The 16348-nt window shown below is 53.9% G+C and carries 20 protein-coding genes; 6 read left to right on the forward strand and 14 right to left on the reverse strand.

Annotated elements, in window-relative coordinates; translation table 11 throughout:
* Window positions 1–18: 18 nt before the first annotated feature.
* Entirely contained in the window at window positions 19–1221 is a 1203-nt protein-coding gene (locus B1757_RS08465; RefSeq protein ID WP_101537894.1) for a PilZ domain-containing protein, read from the reverse strand.
* Between the two features lie 194 nt (window positions 1222–1415).
* On the opposite strand from B1757_RS08465, the gene B1757_RS08470 reads away from it, so the two are divergent.
* From B1757_RS08470 to B1757_RS08480, 3 genes are read left to right on the forward strand one after another with little or no spacing between them, the layout of a single operon-like run.
* Window positions 1416–1751: a thioredoxin family protein gene (locus tag B1757_RS08470; RefSeq protein ID WP_101537895.1), complete on the forward strand. Its 336-nt coding sequence runs from the start codon at window positions 1416–1418 to the stop codon at window positions 1749–1751.
* Complete coding sequence (gene ampD, locus B1757_RS08475; RefSeq protein ID WP_101537896.1) at window positions 1751–2341, forward strand: 1,6-anhydro-N-acetylmuramyl-L-alanine amidase AmpD; 591 nt, start codon at window positions 1751–1753, stop codon at window positions 2339–2341. Before B1757_RS08470 ends, ampD begins: the two co-directional genes overlap by 1 nt.
* Entirely contained in the window at window positions 2310–2870 is a 561-nt protein-coding gene (locus B1757_RS08480; RefSeq protein WP_101537897.1) for a hypothetical protein, read from the forward strand. Before ampD ends, B1757_RS08480 begins: the two co-directional genes overlap by 32 nt.
* Here B1757_RS08480 and B1757_RS08485 read toward each other — a convergent pair.
* Window positions 2825–3529: an epoxyqueuosine reductase QueH gene (locus B1757_RS08485; protein ID WP_101537898.1), complete on the reverse strand. Its 705-nt coding sequence runs from the start codon at window positions 3527–3529 to the stop codon at window positions 2825–2827. The two genes, B1757_RS08480 and B1757_RS08485, sit on opposite strands and share 46 nt — an antisense overlap.
* 76 nt (window positions 3530–3605) lie before the next feature.
* Here B1757_RS08485 and B1757_RS08490 point away from each other — a divergent pair, with 76 nt between their 5' ends.
* A complete protein-coding gene (locus tag B1757_RS08490; protein ID WP_101537899.1) occupies window positions 3606–3935 on the forward strand; it encodes a 4a-hydroxytetrahydrobiopterin dehydratase in 330 nt (109 codons plus the stop codon).
* A gap of 36 nt (window positions 3936–3971) precedes the next feature.
* Here B1757_RS08490 and B1757_RS08495 read toward each other — a convergent pair whose 3' ends face one another.
* Window positions 3972–4274 carry a hypothetical protein gene (locus B1757_RS08495; protein WP_101537900.1) on the reverse strand — a complete coding sequence of 101 codons (303 nt, stop codon included), beginning with the start codon at window positions 4272–4274 and terminating at the stop codon, window positions 3972–3974.
* Window positions 4275–4462: 188 nt separating this feature from the next.
* A complete protein-coding gene (locus tag B1757_RS08500; protein ID WP_101537901.1) occupies window positions 4463–5812 on the reverse strand; it encodes a heterodisulfide reductase-related iron-sulfur binding cluster in 1350 nt (449 codons plus the stop codon).
* Window positions 5813–6000: 188 nt separating this feature from the next.
* Between B1757_RS08500 and B1757_RS08505 the strand changes: the two genes are divergently transcribed.
* Complete coding sequence (locus tag B1757_RS08505) at window positions 6001–6315, forward strand: hypothetical protein (RefSeq protein WP_101537902.1); 315 nt, start codon at window positions 6001–6003, stop codon at window positions 6313–6315.
* Window positions 6315–7208: an ATP-grasp domain-containing protein gene (locus tag B1757_RS08510; RefSeq protein WP_101537903.1), complete on the forward strand. Its 894-nt coding sequence runs from the start codon at window positions 6315–6317 to the stop codon at window positions 7206–7208. Before B1757_RS08505 ends, B1757_RS08510 begins: the two co-directional genes overlap by 1 nt.
* Here the strand turns inward: B1757_RS08510 and B1757_RS08515 are convergent.
* The 10 genes from B1757_RS08515 to B1757_RS08560 form a co-directional block, all read right to left on the reverse strand.
* A complete protein-coding gene (locus B1757_RS08515) occupies window positions 7174–7896 on the reverse strand; it encodes a lysophospholipid acyltransferase family protein (RefSeq protein WP_101537904.1) in 723 nt (240 codons plus the stop codon). The genes B1757_RS08510 and B1757_RS08515 overlap by 35 nt on opposite strands.
* The gene (gmhB, locus tag B1757_RS08520) at window positions 7893–8432 is read right to left on the reverse strand and encodes a D-glycero-beta-D-manno-heptose 1,7-bisphosphate 7-phosphatase (RefSeq protein ID WP_101537905.1); all 540 of its coding nucleotides are present in this window, start codon (window positions 8430–8432) and stop codon (window positions 7893–7895) included. Before gmhB ends, B1757_RS08515 begins: the two co-directional genes overlap by 4 nt.
* Window positions 8432–10531, reverse strand: coding sequence for a glycine--tRNA ligase subunit beta (gene glyS / locus B1757_RS08525; RefSeq protein ID WP_101537906.1), 2100 nt, complete (start codon window positions 10529–10531; stop codon window positions 8432–8434). Before glyS ends, gmhB begins: the two co-directional genes overlap by 1 nt.
* Window positions 10531–11403: a glycine--tRNA ligase subunit alpha gene (gene glyQ, locus B1757_RS08530; RefSeq protein WP_101537907.1), complete on the reverse strand. Its 873-nt coding sequence runs from the start codon at window positions 11401–11403 to the stop codon at window positions 10531–10533. The genes glyS and glyQ overlap by 1 nt, the downstream gene beginning before the upstream one ends.
* Before the next feature lie 90 nt (window positions 11404–11493).
* The gene (locus B1757_RS08535) at window positions 11494–11856 is read right to left on the reverse strand and encodes a roadblock/LC7 domain-containing protein (protein ID WP_101537908.1); all 363 of its coding nucleotides are present in this window, start codon (window positions 11854–11856) and stop codon (window positions 11494–11496) included.
* A gap of 48 nt (window positions 11857–11904) precedes the next feature.
* Window positions 11905–12543 (reverse strand): hypothetical protein, encoded by a 639-nt coding sequence (locus B1757_RS08540; protein WP_101537909.1) that lies wholly within the window; start codon window positions 12541–12543, stop codon window positions 11905–11907.
* A complete protein-coding gene (locus B1757_RS08545; protein ID WP_101537910.1) occupies window positions 12540–13106 on the reverse strand; it encodes a GTP-binding protein in 567 nt (188 codons plus the stop codon). Before B1757_RS08545 ends, B1757_RS08540 begins: the two co-directional genes overlap by 4 nt.
* Before the next feature lie 51 nt (window positions 13107–13157).
* Complete coding sequence (locus tag B1757_RS08550) at window positions 13158–14303, reverse strand: histidine kinase (protein ID WP_101537911.1); 1146 nt, start codon at window positions 14301–14303, stop codon at window positions 13158–13160.
* Between the two features lie 9 nt (window positions 14304–14312).
* Complete coding sequence (locus B1757_RS08555) at window positions 14313–15803, reverse strand: hypothetical protein (RefSeq protein WP_101537912.1); 1491 nt, start codon at window positions 15801–15803, stop codon at window positions 14313–14315.
* Window positions 15804–15881: 78 nt separating this feature from the next.
* Window positions 15882–16313: a hypothetical protein gene (locus B1757_RS08560; RefSeq protein WP_101537913.1), complete on the reverse strand. Its 432-nt coding sequence runs from the start codon at window positions 16311–16313 to the stop codon at window positions 15882–15884.
* Window positions 16314–16348 lie beyond the last annotated feature (35 nt).

A 16348-nucleotide genomic window follows, 5' to 3' on the forward strand; every position in this document is an offset into this window, starting at 1 on the left:
TGTCCTCGCGAGAGTGGCTCATAGATTCAAGGGGGGGGGTGGGAGTACTTCAAAGACATCTGCAATCAATGGCGGAACCTCTATATCTTCCGCAGAAAAGTCGGCTCTGGTTTCTTTTTCAAGCTGTTGATGATCACGATTGGACTCTTGATGAGTGGGGCTTTGCTCTGGTTCCGCTGAGATCTCTGTTTCCCGAGGAGCCGTTGTGGTCATGCTTGGCAGATCTGTGGCAATGATCTGTTGCTGGTCCATCGTTTTAGCTTGCTGTTGTTGCGGATGTTCTGTTTCTTGTACCAGGCGTTTATCTGCAGCGGCAAAACCATAAAACTGAGATTGCTGTTCCTGTGGCCTGGCCTGTGTGGCTGACGGGCGATTGTCCAGTGAGTAATAATGCCTTGGTGGTGAGGGGGTCGCTGAAACTAAAGGCTCTCCATCGCTTTGATGCTTCTTTGCAATCAAGGGCTCGGGAGATATGGATGCCTCATGAATATGGTTTAAGTGCGCGAAAGTGCGATCCTGCTTCAGGCTGCAGATAAATATACGTTCCATATTGGCACGTTGCGCTTTGGTTGGAACCAGTCGCGCAGCAGCAAAGGTCTTGTGATTTTGATGCAGGTTGATTTCCTGACGGACAATCGTTGCCGCACTTTCATAAGTGCCACAATGCTCCGTCATGAATTCAACCAGAATCAGTTCGCCATCTGAGAAGTCCACTACATTGGTTTGAAAGCCGATTCCGGACATGCTGAAGTCATATAATCGCGCGAGAACCTGCCTGCCATTACGCCGTGATATGGTAAGTTCTGTATTCAGCAGCAAGCGGTTTTTATTGCGTTTTTTTCGCCACTGAATCAGTTTTGGGTGATCGAATCGATAGAAGTCGATATCCACTGAGAGAAAGTTTGAAAAAAAAGTGGCAATTGAGCTTGGGCTGTCCAAAAAAACCAAAGTTCTTGAATAGGGGAGCTCTAGAAGGGGTGCTTGGGGTAGAAACAGAAGTTGTGAATCCTCACAACGGGAAAATATAAAGGAATGCCCTTCATCCTCTTCCTCTTCACCATAGAGAATGGCTTCCGCAGGATGGTTTCGGCAAAGATCGGCAGGATCCATGAAGCCGGAGCTTTCCCCCCCAAAAAGAAACGCTCTTTGAAAGTCGAAGAGATTCAGGCCTGAGCGTGGGGGAAGGCGCGCGCGCAGGTTCAGTCTGTCAGGTTCAGGCATTGTGGAGATTCATGTTTGAGCGGTTGCAGTTAAGATGTGAAACTATACATGCGGTAATCCATTTTATTGCAATATCAATGCTGAACTGTAACCAATATTGCAGGTAGAATCCAGACAGTCTGGGTGGTTTTCATTTTTCAAGTGCTTATTGCGGGCGAGCGCTGCGTTCAGCACGCATGGAGAAGGAGCGATATATGGAGTTGGTTTCTGAGCTGGGATTTTGGCAGCGCATGGCAGAAACCCGGGGCGAAGTGGTATTGTTTTTCAGCTCTGCGGGATGTCATTCCTGTCGCATCTGGCGAAAGCTTCTGGCCAAACTGGAAGAGCAGCGTGCCAATCTCCAGGTTTGGGAAATTGATGCGGGGGTGGACATGGGGATTACCCAGGAGTTTGAGGTGTACCATTTGCCCGCCTTGTTTTGGTTTCGGGATGGGCAGTATCAACGGCCAATTCAGGTAGAAGCGCGGGTCCATGCCCTGGAGCAGTGGCTGGATGCTCATGCGGATCTCCCCCCTGAAGAGCTGCCTTGATGGCAAATCCCGGGCACCCTTGGAATGCAGATGGTTGGTATGCCCAGGCACTTGCAGCGCCATCCCCCTACTATGATCAACGTCCTGCTGGTGTCGCCGTGGATCTCTTGGTGGTGCATGCCATCAGCCTGCCCCCGGACCAATTTGGCAGTGGTGAGGTTCCCCGATTTTTCACGGGCTGTCTGGATTTTGATCGGCATCCGTACTACCAACAGTTGCGCGACTTGCGCGTGTCTGCCCATTTTTTCATTGAACGGGATGGACGGCTTTGGCAGCATGTAAGTGTTTGGGATCGGGCCTGGCATGCGGGCGTATCTTCCTGGCAGGGGCGTACTGCCTGTAATGACTATAGTGTGGGTATTGAGCTGGAAGGCAGCGAAAGCACGCGCTTCTTGCCAGAGCAATATCGCCGTCTGGCGGCTTTAGCCAGAGATTTGCAGGGACCTTTTCCGGCGATCCACCCAGAGCGCATCGTGGGTCACGCGGATATTGCCCCCGGCCGTAAATGGGATCCTGGCCCGGGATTCTCCTGGGACTATTTTAGAGAGGTGTACGCACATGGCAGAGATGAGACAAGCCCCGAAACGTGATTGGCGCCGGGGTTGGGCGGGGCCGCTTGTGGTATTTGTGCTGCTGGTGCTGGGTACCTTGTGGTGGCTGGGAGTTTTTCAGAGCGCAGCGGTGCATGAAGAACAGGGGATGGCGCATGTGTATATCTACCAGAATTTTCAGGGTACGTATCGGCAGATGGTCAAAACCAGAGGCAAGTTGGCTCCGCAGTTGCCAGCCAGTTGGCGCGATCATACCGAAATGACGCTGATGGAAAGCGAGCAGGGTAGCGGTGGCGATGCCCTGGTCAAAGCCCGATTAGGCTATCTGGTAGATGCGGGCAGTGAAACCCCGGCAGGGTGGCTGCGGGGCGAGTGGCCCGCGCAGGATGTCGCCAGAGTAAAAGTGACTGCCAATGCGGCTATAGCTTCGTGGAAGGCGTATTCGGCGCTGGCGGACTGGGGGAAAGCCCGTGGTATCCCCTTGCATTACCCCTTGTTCGAGATGCTGGGGCCCGGAAACCGTTATATATTATTGATGCCGTTGAAGTCCTTGTCAGCCTCTTCCTGAGGGCGCGTGTCCTTGCCGTAAAATTTGATGCCGCGCAGAATTTTTTCGCGGCCCTGGCTGAGGCGATGTAAATTGGTATCACGTAATGAATAGACGCAGCCGCAGTATTCCTGCTGATAAAATTGTTCCTGCTTGGCGATTTCAATCATCCGCGCGCTGCCCCCACCCTTGCGCCAGTTGTAATCCCAGTATTGCAGGTCAGCGTGTCGGGCCGCTGCCCGGGCTCCACAGGCATTGATCTGCTGCATGTCTTTCCAGCGTGAAATGCCGAGGGTGCTCGTGAATACAGTAAAACCGTGCTCTGCTGCATATAGTGCCGAGCGTTCAAAGCGCATGTCGAAACAGGCAGTACAGCGTTCACCCCGTTCCGGTTCCCATTCCAGGCCTTTAACGCGCGCAAACCAGTTGTCCTTGTCATAATCGAGATCAATGAAAGGCACGCCCAAGGTTTCCGCATAACGAATATTCTCTTCCTTGCGCAATTCGTACTCTGCCTGAGGGTGGATATTGGGATTATAAAACAGCACCGTATATTCGATACCGGCCTTGTGGATATCGTCCATGATCGGCCCGGCGCAGGGGGCACAGCAGGAGTGCAGCAGGATATGGGTACTGCCATCGGGCGTCTGCAAGGGTGAGGGCGACATTTTTTTGGACATGATCAACACCTGAAAAAGCACTAAACTGGGTGTAAGCATACAACCCGGCAGTCATTTTGCCAAAAAGGAGGAGATAATGCCCAGTGATTTACGTAAGGGAAAATGTCAGGCTTGCGAAGGCGGGGTGGCAAAGATCCCGGATGCATTGTTGCTCACACGGCTCCAGGAGCTTCCCGGATGGCGGCTGGATAATGCCTGTTTATGTCGGGATTTTCAGTTCAGGAATTTTTACGAGACCATGGCTTTCGTCAACGCCGTAGCCTGGATTGCTGATCGGGAGGACCATCATCCGGATATGGAACTGGGCTATGCTTATTGTCGCTTGCGGTATCAGACCCATGCCGTGGGAGGCATTACCGATAATGATTTTATTTGTGCCGCTCAGATCAACCAGTTGCTGGAGTGAATATTGTCTTCACTCCAGACTGTGGTGCACGATTTATTAGGCGTTATTGACAGGGCGCAACAAGGGACGCATTCCCTCGCGCACCTGACGCTGGATGAAGGCCACGCGGCCAGGCTCTTTTTTGTCGAGTTCGGCAGCACATTCCGAATCGGTCAGGGCGGCAGCGCTGAGCATGACTTCCAGCTCGCAGGGATCGACTTTGGGGTCGGTCAGGGCGGCGGGTGCCACATTCATCTGATCACCGACATGCCAGAACATCCGCGCGTTCCACATGCGCAGGCGAACATTGGGATTCTGGAAAAGTTCTACACAACGAGTATTGAGAGCCTTGTTATCCACGGTCTTCCTCCTGTTAAATCGGGAAATAGTATCGCTTGTTGGGGCGAGTGTGCCTAAGCATACTCGAAAATGGTGGGGCAAGGGGAGTTTTTTGGAGATTGAAGTATTCCATGCCCGGATAGATTTCCTATGCACATAAAAAACCCCGCAGATTGCGGGGTTCATTGTCGGAGCGATCAACCAATATCTTAGGCAGACGCCTCGGCTTTCATGTTGATATTTTGGTTAGTGGCGAGTTCAGGGTTGTAGAGGTATTCCACGTTACCCTGCTCGACCTGTTTGAGGTATTCCTGGAAGTCGGCCTTGGCCTTGTCCCAGCTGATGCCCATTTTCTCCACCAGATCTTCACAGGGTGAAGCATGCCACTGGAGCTGGACGATCTTGAAGGGATCGGCACCGCAGGCCAGGGCGGCCAGCTGCACGTCGGCAATGATCGGGATGCTGTAGTTCATGTCATGGGCCTTACCGATCCACTGGTTCTTGTCCATGGTGGTGATACAGCCGGTGTCGATACCAATCATGACGTCAGCGTTGGCTTCTTCCCGGGCGACCTTGATCTTGCGATTCATGGTAAAGCTGCGGGTGAATTCGCGCTCGGAAATGATGTGCCGGAAGCCGAAGCCACAGCAGTCATACCAGGTGGAATAGTCGATGACCTGAGCACCCAGGGCCTGGGCAACGGAGGTGCCGACCGCCGTGCGGTTGCCGCCGAGAATGCTGTTGTCGTAAATGGCGTCTTCCGCAACCATCTTGTAGTAGTGGCAGGCCGCATGGGTGGTCACCCGGATGTTGCTCATGTCGATGGTCTGCAGTTCGCTGGCGATGCGGTTGCGCATGACATGCAGCCATTCACTGTAGTGCACGACTTCTTCGGGAATGACGATCTTGCCATCCACCAGACGCCCGAGCTTGCCGAGAATCTTTTTGACCTTTTCGCGCAGTTCGGCAGATTCCACCAGATACTTGCGAATTTCCTTGTAGTTGCCGAAGGAGGTGCCGCAGTGCACCAGGGGATAGAAGTGGCCATTCTCGTAGCCGTGCTGCTTACCGGAAACATAGGCCTGATGGAAGTTGCGCAGGAATACGGCGGCGAGGGATTCGACGTTGCCGATGCCGGAGCCGTGATAATTCCAGGCAGTGCACGAGGTCTGGTCGGTTTCGTCCAGATAGTCGGTGCCAAAATGGTTCATGAACCAGAGCAGGCTGGTGGGATAGCCGGGGATATTGCCACACTGTCCGCAGCTCTTGTGATGCCAGAGCTGGTTGGTGGGGACCCGCTTTTTCCAACCATAGAGGGTATCTACTTCGATGGGTTTGTGATCATCGGTGATCCGATGAACAATGATTTCGCCTTCTTTTTCCAGCTCCCACATGTGCTCGCGAATGTCGTCCATGCGCTCACCGAGATCCATGGTGCGCCGGTCTACATGACTGCGGACCCAGGCCGTGGCCGCTTCCGCTTCATTCGCCGACAGGTTGGTGTCCTGAAAAAAAGCGCCGTGTCCCGCCAGACCTTGCTGCGTGTTGTTGTCGCTCATTGCTGTGCTCCTTGGCCGAATGGCCAGCTATTACGAATAAACATTACTACTTGTTTATATTGTTGACTATTATGCTCCACAATAATTCCGTTGCCAAGGGAGAAGATTTATGATGCACGGCGAGATCTGCTGCGCTGGCGCGAGCAGCGGCACATTTACTCAATCACAACAAGGATCCAGGACAATCAATGGAAAATACACAAGAAGGACAGACTGAAAAACAGATTGCAGAGCTATGTCAGCGGCTTTATCAGCATCCTCTGGTACAGGGTAAGGGGTGGTTACCCAATTTATTCTGGCGTCCGGCGAATCGAGAAAATCCCTTTGGGAGCTTGCGGGTGAATCCTTTGGAGTTGGAGGTGCTGTTTGCGGCCATTTGTGGTGAAAACTCCCGGGCCCGAAATCGGCTCGAACAGGAAAACCCGGGGCGGGCGGGTTTCATCGAAAGATCCATTGCCCATGGTGAATTGCCCTTGCTGAGCTTTCGCGCTGAAGCATCCTGATGACAGCGGTAAATACCAAAATCGTGGTCTTGTCGCGCTTCGGAAATCTGTATTCCACTCAGCGACTGCTCCAGACGATTACTGCGGCGGGGATGGAACCGCTGCTCCTCGCCCCGGAGCAATGTATTTTGTCCCTGAATGGCAAGCACGCAGCGGTATATGCCAATGGCGAAGTCCTTCCGCATTGCGCCGCTGTCATCCCGCGAATCGGCGGGCCTATTACTGCCTTGGGTGCACGATTGCTGCGCTATTTTGCCGGAGCCGGAACCTTGTGCCTGAATGGGGCCGGGGCCCTGCAATTGGCGCGGGATAAATTTGCATCCTTGCAGGTTCTGGTGGCTGCCGAGGTAGCTGTTCCGCAGACCCTGTATTTCACCGATGCACGACAGCGGGAAGCGGCGCTGGAAATGCTGGGAACTCCTCTGGTTCACAAGCTCCTGCAGGGTTCCCAAGGGGTCGGTGTCAGTCTGGCGGATTCACCCATGGCGGCGCGAGGCATGCTGGATACTTTTCTGAGCCTTCAGCATGAGGCCATGATTCAGCAGTATTTACCCGGTTGCCAGGATGTCCGGGTGATTGTTTTGTATGGTGAAGTGATTGCCGTCATGGTCCGGGAGTCTGTCGCAGAGGACTTTCGCAGTAATTTGCACTGCGGTGGTCGTGCCCGGGCATGCTCTGATCTACCGGATACCTGGGCGGAGGTGGCGCGGAAAGCCGCTGTAGCTCTGGGCTTGGATTTTGCCGGCGTGGATCTGATGGCGGATGCTGATCAGAATCCGTTGGTTCTGGAGGTGAATCCGACCCCCAGTCTTGAAGGCGTTGAAAAGACCACGGGCATACCCATAGCCGAGCAGGTGGTTACGGCTTTGCAGGCGCGCCTGGCATCTGCGTGACGGTGGCGCGGATCCAGTTTTCGGCGGCCTGGGTCAGGGCTGCCGATTTTCCGCTGGGAGGCAGTGCTGGACCAATTTGTACTTCCACCTGTCCAGGCTTTTTGCGCCAGTCATTGCGTGCCCAAAAGCAGCCACTGTTGACGGCAATGGGCAGCAAGGGCACTTCTGCGCGTAAGGCCAGCCCGGCTGCCGTGCTGCTGAAAGGGCCGACTTCACCACAGGGATAACGCGTACCTTCGGGAAAAATAACCACATGAAACCCGGCTGTCAGGCGCAGTTTGCCTTCTTCCATGACCTGTACCAAAGCCTGGCGACCCGCGCTGCGATCAATGCCGATGGGCCAGGCCAGGCGCAGACCCCAGCCAATGATGGGGATGCGGAACAGTTCCTGTTTGAGCACATAGGAAAGGCGTGGAAAAATACACCATAGAAGCAGAGTTTCGAGGGCCGATTGGTGATTGGCAATAATCACACAGGGGGTGTCAGGAATATTTTCCAAGCCCCGGATCCGGTAATGTAAACCACAACTGAGGCCGAGCCAGTGTACCGCAACCCGGGCCCAGAGGCGGCTGGCCCAGACCCGTGCGGAAAGTGGCATGGGGACGGTCAGCAGGGTAAAAAAGGCCCAGATCAGCGTCCATAAGGTAAAGCCGCCGTAAAAAATGCCGCTGCGCAGCGTTTGTATCAAGCCGCACCCAGCAAGGCATGCACCACTGCCGCCAGATCCGGAAAAATCGGGTATCCAGCCAGTTCGGCATCCTGACGGGTGTTTTGGCCTTTTCCGGTGAGTACCAGTATGGGTTTTGCGCCAGCATCCCGGGCTGCTTGAAGATCGCGGAGGCTGTCGCCAATGGCGGGCACATTGTCCAAGGAAATCTGCAGGCGTTCGGCTATTTGCTGGAACATGCCCGGCAGGGGTTTGCGGCATTGGCATCCGGCGTCGGGCAGATGGGGGCAGAAAAAAATCGCTTCAATGCGTCCCCCAAAAACGGCCAGTTCCTGCCGCATACGCTGATGGATGGCGGTGAGAGTGCGAATGTCGAAGAGCCCGCGACCCACTCCGGACTGGTTGGTGGCCACGACTACCTGATATCCCGCCCGGTTGAGGCGGGCAATAGCCTCCAGGCTGCCTGGAATAGGCCGCCATTCTGCGGGAGACTTGATGAAGGCATTGCTGTCTTCATTGATGACGCCGTCACGGTCGAGAATCACCCATTGCGCCATCAGGAGCCCTGAAGCTGCGCAAAGTCGGCAATGCCCAGAAAACTATCCTGTAGTCGAGACAGCAGAGCCAGCCGGTTTTGCCGGATTTCGGGATTTTCCGCCATGACCATGACCTGATCGAAAAACTGGTCAACGGAGGGTCGTAATCCAGCCAGCAAATCCAAAGCTCCGGTATAATGTCCTTGTTGCAGATGGGTATGCACGGATTCGGCCATGGCTTGCCAGTGCGTCCAGAGCTGTCTTTCGGCGGGATCTTCGAAGCATTGCGGATCGGGCTCGCCCGTCACTTCCTGATGTTCTTTACGGAGCAGGTTATTGATGCGTTTGATCAGTGCCGTAAGGGCGTCGGCAGAGGGATGGTTGGCAAGAAAATCCGACAGAGCTTCCAGGCGTTGTCTTGCGTCGACCATCTGATAGGGCTGGCGGCTGAGTACGGCGTTGATCTGGTCACCGCGAAAACCTTCTTCCTTGAAATAGACGCGTATCCGGTCCTGGAAAAAGTCGAGTACGGCACTGCGAACTGCCGTAGGATCTTTGACGATGGCGCGCCCCAGAGTCTCCAGTGTCAGGTCAACGACGGTATCCAGATGCAGGATTAAATCGGCATTGAGCATAATGCGCAAGATGCCCAATGCAGCCCGGCGCAGGGCAAAGGGATCCCGGTCGCCGCTGGGGACTTTGCCGATGGCAAAAAAGCCGCAGAGGGTATCGAGCTTGTCGGCAATGGCCAGACACTGACCGGCTCGACTGGACGGGATATCATCATCGCGACCGTTGGGCAGGTAATGTTGACCAATGGCCGCCGCGACTTCGGCTTTTTCGCCGTCATGACGGGCGTAATGTCCGCCCATAATACCCTGCAGTTCGGGAAATTCTCCGACCACACCGGAGAGCAGATCACTTTTGCAGAGTGCAGCGGCCCGTTCCAGATCATCCGCATTGACCTGACAGAACGGACTTAAGGCCCGGGCCAGTTTTTGCAGACGCAGGGTTTTGTCGTAAATGCTGCCCAGCCCCTCCTGAAAAAGGACCTGTTTCAGCTCGGGAAGTCTTTCGGCCAATGATTTCTGGCGGTCCTGGTCCCAGAAAAAAGCGGCATCGGCGAGGCGAGCACGTAATACCCGGTTATTCCCATGAATCACCACTTGCGCATCCTGGCTGTGCAAGTTGGCTGCAAACACATATTGGGCGATCAGTTGGCCATTTTCGCCACGTAACGGAACATAGCGTTGATGCTGCATCATCACGGTGATCAGCGCTTCTTCGGGAATCCGCAGGTAATCTTCGGCAAAGCCGCCCAACAGGATCACCGGCCACTCATTCAGCCCAGTGATTTCATCCAGTAGGGCGGGAGGTAATATGGGGGTAGCCCCCAGGTCTTCGGCCATGGCGGAAATTTTGTGGGCAATATGTTGGCGGCGCAGGTCGTAATCCGCCATCACCTGGCCTTGCATCAGTGCCTGGGCGTAGTCTGAGGGCTGCGGGATGAGGATGGCTTCAGGATGATGGACCCGATGGCCGAAGCTTACGCCTCCAGCTTGCAGATCAAAGGCCTGCCAATCCAGCACCTGCTGTCCTTGACGTAAAAGCAGCCAACGTACCGGACGCAGGAAGCTGTCCTGACGGGATCCCCAGTGCATGCGCTTGCGTAAGGGCAGGGCGGCAATCGTCTGGCTGGCAATTTCCGGGAGCAGGCTGTCACTACTGCGGGCAGCTTCGATTTCCCGCCAGGCCAGCACTGGACCTTTCTCTGTTTCAAGGGTGTGCAAATCGGCGAAGCTTACACCACAGGAGCGGGCGAAACCTTCGGCTGCGGGAGTGATTTTTCCGTCGGCATCTCGAGCCCTCTCTACTGGAGGGCCGCGGCGGATGCTTTCCCGGGGATGGCTGTGCAGGGCAAGATCCTGAATCCATAAAGCCAGACGTCGGGGGGTGACATAGGCGGTAATCTGACCACATTCGAGTCCGGCTTCATCCAGCAGGCGAGCCATATGCGCAGCGGCAGCATCCCGAAGGGTCAGCTGTTCGCGGGCGGGAAGTTCTTCACAGCCGATTTCCAGAAGACAATCTTCGCGCTGAGCTTTTTCATGGGCTGACATCAGGCACTCCGCAACAGGGGATGGCCCAGTTCGGCCCGGGCTTCGGCATAAATTTCCGCGACTCCCTTGGCCAGGCCACGCACCCGACCGATAAAACGGGCGCGTTCGTTGACGCCAATGGCATGCCGGGCATCCAGGAGGTTGAAAGTATGGGAGCATTCGAGAACCCGTTCATAGGCCGGCAAGGGCAGCTTGCTGGTCAGGAGCGAACGGCAATCGGCTTCAGCGCGATCAAAACGCTGAAAAAGATCTTCTACAGGAGCCATCTCAAAATTGTAGCGGGATTGCTCCACTTCATTCTGGTGAAAAACATCTCCGTAGAGCACTCCCGGAGTCCAGACCAGATCGTAGACGCTTTCCACCCCTTGCAGGTACATGGCCAGACGCTCCAGACCATAAGTCACCTCACCCATCACCGGGTGACAATCCAGACCGCCCACCTGCTGAAAATAGGTGAACTGAGTCACTTCCATGCCATTCAGCCAGACTTCCCAGCCCAGACCCCAGGCGCCCAGAGTGGGAGACTCCCAGTCATCTTCCACAAAGCGGATGTCCTGAACCTTCGGGTCAATTCCCAGTGCCGCCAGGGAATCCAGATACAGGTCCTGCAAATTCATCGGGTTGGGTTTGAGAACAGCCTGAAACTGATAATAATGCTGGAGACGATTGGGATTGTCGCCGTAGCGTCCGTCGGTGGGACGACGGGAAGGCTGCACATAAGCCGCCCGCCATGGTTCAGGGCCGATAGCGCGCAGGAAGGTAGCGGGATGAAAAGTACCCGCTCCGACGGGCATGTCCATGGGCTGCAATAGCACGCAACCCTGCGCGGCCCAGAAACTCTGAAGCCGCTGGATGATTTCCTGAAAAGTCATATGCGTCTCAAGCAGTGATTTCGCGCATTATGGCCCAAGGGAGCGGATGCTGTGAAGTGATCAGGAATAACCCTGGCTATAAAGGCAGGATCACAGTAGTTCGGCAATACCGCTGGAGGCGCGTTTGGCATCCAGAAAAACCAGCCCCAGCTTGGCTTCCTTGCGGGCGATAATGGTCAAAACGGCATCCGGACCCGCGTGAATAAGCAGCACGTAGCCGTTGTCACCCTTGATCATGACCTGTTCCAGCTCTCCCCGGGCCAATTCTGCGGCGGTACGGTCACCCAGGGACAGCATGGCGGCAGCCATGGCGCCGACGCGGTCTTCATCCATGCTTGAAGAAAGCAGGGAGGCAATAGTAAGACCGTCAGTAGAGATGACCGCAGAAGCCTCAATATCGGCGGATGAGCCATTGAGGTCACTGAGGATGGATTTGAGCATTTCTTCGCGCATGGATGTTCTCCTGATAAACTATCAATAATTCGGCATGGATATTAAAAATTAGCGGTAGCGTTTATCCAGTTCCTGGACCAGTGTGACAAAGGATTGATCCTGGAGACGGGGGGTGCCGCTGACAATAAGCATGAAACGTTGTTGCCCGATGAATAGCGGCCAAAAACCCAGTTCAGATCGGCCGGAAGGGTCCAATAGTCCCCAGGATTCCGTATTGACCCGTAAGTTGTTTTTTAGCAATCGGCTATGGCGGGAGTGCAGAGAAAGTAAATCAGCGGAAAGACCTGCCAGTTCTTCAGCTGCTTCATGGGCAAAGCCTGCCGCTGCGAGATAAAAACCATTTTCATCAGCGAGCAGGGTTTTTTGCTGATCGGACAAGCGCGCCAGTAACGGCGGCAGGGCATCTTCCAGCCGCAGCCCACTATCGGCGCGGGCCTTCTGAGCGCCGCGCAACAACCCGAGCCGTTGCAGGCGGAACACACTGCGCAGAGCTTCTTCGGGATTGCTGGTTTCTGCCCATTGGCAGGCTATTTCGGCAGAAAATGGCGCACGATTTCCCGTGCGGAGGACTTGCAACAAAAGCGCGCGGTTACCTTCCTGGTCGGGGCTGGAAGTCGCATAAAAGGCTCCCGCTGGCGTTACTTCGCCGAAGACTTCAGTGCTCGCCGAAACCAGCTCTATACTCATAGAACATCTCCAATCCCTGGATCGATGGAGTAGAGCAGGGCCATGACCAGATTTTTGATATCTTCCTTTTTGCGGCCATCGATTTCAAAAATAGGAGGAATTGGATTCAACATTTTGAGATCTGTAGTGACATCGAGCAGCATGTCGGCATAGTCTTTTGGGCTTGGTCGATTTTGGATATCGGTCTTGGAAATGCCAATCACTACCGGGACATTGATAATGTAGTCCTTGAAGGCGTGCAGAAAAAAATGTAGATCTTTTTTGGGGTTGGGGCGGGTATTATCCAGCATGAGAACGAGCCCCAATCCGCCTGTCGTGAGGATGTCCCACATGAAATCAAAGCGTTCTTGCCCCGGTGTACCATAAAGATGGATTTTGGTCTGGGCATCCAGCTTGAGTGTGCCATAGTCCATGGCGACGGTTGTATGTCCTTTGCGATTCAGGGTCATGTCAGAGGCCTGAGCATCGGTAGAAATGATCGGCGTGTCCGATAAGACCGATATGGCGGTAGTTTTCCCCGCGCCAACTGGACCTGTAAAAACGATTTTATTATCTTCTCTCACAAAATGGCTCCTTGAAAATCATTGTGATCCGCATCGCAGCATGCGCAAGCCTTATATTCCGGCTATGCGTTTCAGGAGGCGACCCAAAAAGCTTCTTTTGGCTGCGGGAATTTCAGCATCTGCAGAGCTTGAATGCTGCCCAGACCGAACAACATTGCTTGGATTTTCCGGCGTGTTATAGCGGAGTAAGTCCAACGCATCTGCAGCGGCCAGGAAGTTGAATAAATCCGGCACCTCAACGCGCAGCATTTTTACCGTGAGTGCGGGAGAAGCTGGAGATCTTGCCAGAAATGCCGCCAGGCGCAGCGCATCCGGGAGCATGGGTAAACGGGTCAGATTGGGCCATTGCTTAAGTTGTACGGGAGCATTTATTTGTAGTTTCTGGTTCAGTCGACCATTTGCTGTCCATGCGCCGGTCTGCCAGAGCAGGGATTGCAGGGACATATGGCGTGCAGTGTGACTATCTACGGAGTCATCCGCTCGGGGTGCACGCATCTGCAATTCTATAGATGATCCGCGACAAATATGCTGCAACTGTTCATCATCTACCAGAACGATGGCCTGATCAGTCATCGCTTCAATGCGGACGATGATGTGTTGGTTCTGATCTGCAATGATGGTCGTTGCCTGATCTCGTTGTGCAATTTGCAGCAGGCCCAATAAACCTTCACTGGAACTGAAATACTGGATTTCTTCAGGGCGAAGCACCGGCGCCGGTTTGGCAGGTATCGCTGGAGCACTCGGCGGCGCTTGTGTTGGAATTACCTCCGGCATCTGGACGCTGATTTCGGGAACGCGCACATCCGGACGAATGGGCTTGACATTGCTATCAGTAGGCGCTTTTTCCGGTAACCGGGGTGTATCCAGTAAAAGCGCTTCCAATGCAGGAAACAAGGTTTCCATGCGCACGGGTTTCTGGAGTATCGGGAAGACGCAATTTGCCGGAGAGGAAACGCTGGTTACCAGAATACGCTGTTCCGGCTCCGCCAGATGGAGCTTGTTGGCAATTTCAAGACCCTGTGGCCCGTCAATATCCACAATCGTCAAATGTGGAATCCGATCATCACTGGGTTCAAGCAAGTGATATTCACGGCGAGTATGCATTTTGAAAGCCATACGAAAAACCGCTTCCTTGCGATGATCCATACCGAGGCTGCGAACGAGGATGGTATCACTTTGGGAGATGTTATTCGTCATGAGTAAATCCTAAATGACCTGACGCTGCGGTTGGCGTTGCATACGTTCAGCAAGGCTGAACATCTGGCGCATGATTTCTTCATCCGGTGGTGTTTCCATATTAAGAATGGCACGAGTAAAACTGGAAAAACGCTCTTGGGCACCCATACGTTCATACATTTCCAGGAGCGGTCGGTAGTAAATTTTATGGTCTGGGCGGGCGAGTGTGGCTTTTTCGAGGAGATCCACGGCCTCTTCCACTTGTCCATACTCCAGAAGACTGTCGAACTCTTGTAGAATACTGTCATCATTGTCCTTGGCCATGATCTGATGATCGCGATGAACTTCTTCCAGAACCAGTGCCGGGCTGGTAAAGGGAATGGCTGTCAGGGGCAGATAAAGACCGTATTGTTCTGCTTGATCAGCGAGTATATGTTTGTTGGTTTCACTGGCTTCCAATTGATCCCAAAGGGGATGTTCTCCGAGTTGACGGCCATGATTCAGCATTCGTATGCGCAGCGCGGTCCCTGCTCCCCATAAGCTGATATACAGTTGGAGTAATGCTTCTGCGAAATTTTCGCAACGTTTTTGCTGATAGAGCATATCCAGTAAAGCCACATGCAGGACCAGCTTGCGGGGATCAAAAATAAGGTTGCGTTTCAGTATGCGTTCGGCTTCGACGTTTTGTTGGGCCGCCTGTAAGGCCCGAATGGTAGTCAATGGATCAACCAAGGTTGCGCAGATGCTCCATTCTTCGGGACGAATAGCCTCAAGGCGCAACTGACCTTGCAGTAGGGTTTCTTCTTCGCTGGTCTGGGCAGAATTCGTTTTGGTTCTTGGATTGGGTAGGGTCTTTTCTGAAAAACCGCCAAGATCCATATCCAGAGGCTCAGGATTGACCAATGCTTGCTGAAGTTCTTGCTGTGCTCTCTGGAGTGCGGATGAAGTCTGCGCTGGATTCTCGATGTTTTGTATGCTGTTGATGGCCACTAACTGACTGTTACTAATACCCGTATTTTCAGCAAGGACGCGGAGCTGGAGATTGTCTGGATCTAAGCGAAGACCTGCAAGAGTAAGGTCTTGAGCTTCTGCGCCGGAAATGGTCTTCGTATCACAGAGCTGAGTCAACAATTCAGCGAAGCCATCCATGTCCGGAATTTCTTGATACAGGGTCAGTAATCTCCGGCTTTGCTGGATGTCATCTGGATTGTGGGAAACGTACCAGCGCAAGGATGTAGCAGCCTGCTCCAAATGACCATAAGCCAGATAAATTTCAATTTCATCAAGAATGCTGGTTTCATCCACTTCCGCACTCGCGATCCCGGCTGGCGTGGTTAATGTGGAGGCCTGAGGAGCTTGCAGGGGAGGGGGCGCAACTGACCGTTCTTCAGTATGCGCAGTCTTGGCAATCGGAGAAGCTTTCAGCAGTTTTTTTCTGTTGAATAACTTCCAGAGTCCCGCGAAAACCACGAGAACAAGAAGTAATCCAATGATAATCAGGCTGCTAAAAGGTAATTCCATGCACGAAGCTCACTTCCGATTGAATATGTTTGTGGCAATTGACTCATGAGCTCGTAAATAGGCGTTTTCAAGGTGCTGTCAATGTGCAAACAGTTCAGCCAAAGATTTTAAACGGGACAGACTCGGACGCGTGGGTTCGATGCCTTGAGCTGCTGCGCTGGCATAACCCGAAAAAAAGGCCGGGAGTGCTTTCACCACCAGGGGCAGACGCTCGCGGCTGACGGTAGCCAAGGTCCATTCTGCACGCAGGTCATAGCGCGGATGCTGGCTGCAGATGGCCACTCCCCAGCGGCAATCTTCCTGAGACCAGCGATGTCTGGCGACAGCCAGCAGATGTTGTTCAGGTGCTTGGCGCAAACCTACACAGGGCCCCCGAAAGGGAATTTGCAGGTCTTCGACCAGATCAGCCAGCATGTGATCCAGGCGAAACAGAGCATCCCGCAGTTCGGTTGCAGGAATCGCGCTTCCCTGACTCGCACTTTTTAAAATGATGATGTGTGGTGATTCCATAAAGGCCTCCTTTTCCCTTATGATAATGATGGTTA

It is taken from the genome of Acidithiobacillus marinus, from assembly GCF_002847505.1.
Lineage (GTDB): Bacteria > Pseudomonadota > Gammaproteobacteria > Acidithiobacillales > Acidithiobacillaceae > Acidithiobacillus > Acidithiobacillus marinus.